Consider the following 464-nt stretch of genomic DNA (forward strand, 5'->3'; position numbering starts at 1 on the left):
ATGACTGGGGTGAAGTCGTAACAAGGTAACCGTAGGGGAACCTGCGGTTGGATCACCTCCTTACCTTAAAGAAGCGTACTTTGCAGTGCTCACACAGATTGTCTGATGAAAATGAGCAGTAAAACCTCTACAGGCTTGTAGCTCAGGTGGTTAGAGCGCACCCCTGATAAGGGTGAGGTCGGTGGTTCAAGTCCACTCAGGCCTACCAAATTTGCACGGCAAATTTGAAGAGGTTTTAACTACATGTTATGGGGCTATAGCTCAGCTGGGAGAGCGCCTGCTTTGCACGCAGGAGGTCTGCGGTTCGATCCCGCATAGCTCCACCATCTCTGTAGTGATTAAATAAAAAATACTTCAGAGTGTACCTGCAAAGGTTCACTGCGAAGTTTTGCTCTTTAAAAATCTGGATCAAGCTGAAAATTGAAACACTGAACAACGAAAGTTGTTCGTGAGTCTCTCAAATT

The 464-nt window shown here is 46.1% G+C and carries 2 tRNA genes and 1 rRNA gene; all 3 read left to right on the forward strand.

The window, feature by feature from the left end:
• Positions 1 to 63: ribosomal RNA gene (locus RTW80_RS27235) — 16S ribosomal RNA — on the forward strand; the annotation flags it as partial.
• A 68-nt stretch (positions 64 to 131) separates the two neighbouring features.
• A tRNA-Ile gene (locus RTW80_RS27240) sits at positions 132 to 208 on the forward strand.
• 42 nt (positions 209 to 250) lie between these two features.
• A tRNA-Ala gene (locus tag RTW80_RS27245) sits at positions 251 to 326 on the forward strand.
• Positions 327 to 464 lie beyond the last annotated feature (138 nt).

Source organism: Escherichia sp. AM3, assembly GCF_032029835.1.
Lineage (GTDB): Bacteria > Pseudomonadota > Gammaproteobacteria > Enterobacterales > Enterobacteriaceae > Escherichia > Escherichia coli.